Raw genomic sequence first — 1,279 nt, 5'->3', positions numbered from 1 at the left:
TGTATGGACCGGGGACATGGGTGGCGCTTGTTCGGGGACATGGGTAACGGGTCGGTTGGGTTGAGTTTACACGCGGAGGTCGATTTGGGCGATCGGGTGGACGCCGAAATAGACGCCGAACACGCCGTCCTCGGGGGTCGGGCGGATCGCGACGCGTTCGCCGCGGAACGCCTTGCTCAGGGTGGACTCTCGGCCCTTGAAGCTGATGGTCCCGTCGTCGCTCACCTTTCGCACGGCGTCGGTCGGGCCGTATTCCCACACGGGCGGCGACTCGGGGAACGGTCGTTCGCTGATGCGGTAGCGGCTGGCCGGCACTTCCAGGTCCAACGCCTCGTGGGGGCGTTCGTGGTTGTAGACGTCGCGCCAGGGGTCGAACCGTCGTTGGCACATGGCCAGGTCGTCGAAGTCGCGGCCCTGGAGGACTTCGGCCTTGAGGGTGCGGTGGAATCGCTCGATCTTGCCCTGGGTCTGGGGGTGGTAGGCTCGGCCGTGGCTGACGCCGACGCCCAGTTTCAGCAGCCAGACGCCCAACGCGGTGTGTCGCTGGGGCGTCACGACGGTCCCCCAGGGGGAGCCGTTGTCGCAGAGGATCCGCTCGGGCAGGCCGTAGCGGCGGAAGAGCGTCGTGAGGCGGCCGCGGACGGTGGCGTCGCGTTCGTCGTCGCAGGCGAACAGGCCCAGGGCGAATCGCGAGTGGTCGTCGAGCACGGTCAGGGGATGGCAGCGGCCGGCGGCGATGGCGAAGTGGCCCTTGAAGTCCATCTGCCAGAGCCGGTTGGGGGCGTCGTGCTCGAACCGGACGAAGGCCGTCGGGGCCGGGGCCTCGGCGAGCCGGCCGTGACGGCGGAGGATCTCGGTGATGGTGCTGGGCGCGGGGACGTCTCGCCGGCCCAGTTCGATCAGCCGCTTGCGGAGCTTGCGGCCGCCCCAGGCGGAGTGCTTGTCATGGAGCCGAAGCACCTCGGCCTCGATCGCCTCGGGCGTGCGGTCCGGCGAGGCCGCGGGCCGTCGCGAGCGGTCGACGAGGGCGTCGGCCCCGCCCTCGCGGAACCGAGCGATCCACTTGTAAGCCGTCTTGGGGCTGACGCCGTAACGGCGACACAACTCGCGGACGTTGGCCCCCTCGGCGGCGGCCAGGGTCACGAACTCCAATCGCAGCGACATGAGAGACACGTCTTTCCAGGGCATGGCGAGCCTCCTCTTTGGAAGGCCCTCCATGATCCCCAAATGTGTCACCCATGTCCCCGAACACCTGTTACCCATGTCCCCGGTCCATACA

At 68.7% G+C, this 1,279-nt stretch carries 1 protein-coding gene; it reads right to left on the bottom strand.

Annotation, left to right across the window (positions count from 1 at the left end):
* Positions 1-66: 66 nt before the first annotated feature.
* Positions 67-1,188: an IS481 family transposase gene (locus G5C50_RS32090; protein ID WP_165076172.1), complete on the bottom strand. Its 1,122-nt coding sequence runs from the start codon at positions 1,186-1,188 to the stop codon at positions 67-69.
* Positions 1,189-1,279 lie beyond the last annotated feature (91 nt).

Origin of the sequence: Paludisphaera rhizosphaerae (assembly GCF_011065895.1) — a bacterium.
In the GTDB taxonomy this organism is placed as follows: domain Bacteria; phylum Planctomycetota; class Planctomycetia; order Isosphaerales; family Isosphaeraceae; genus Paludisphaera; species Paludisphaera rhizosphaerae.
This window is presented reverse-complemented; position numbering and strand designations above follow the sequence as displayed.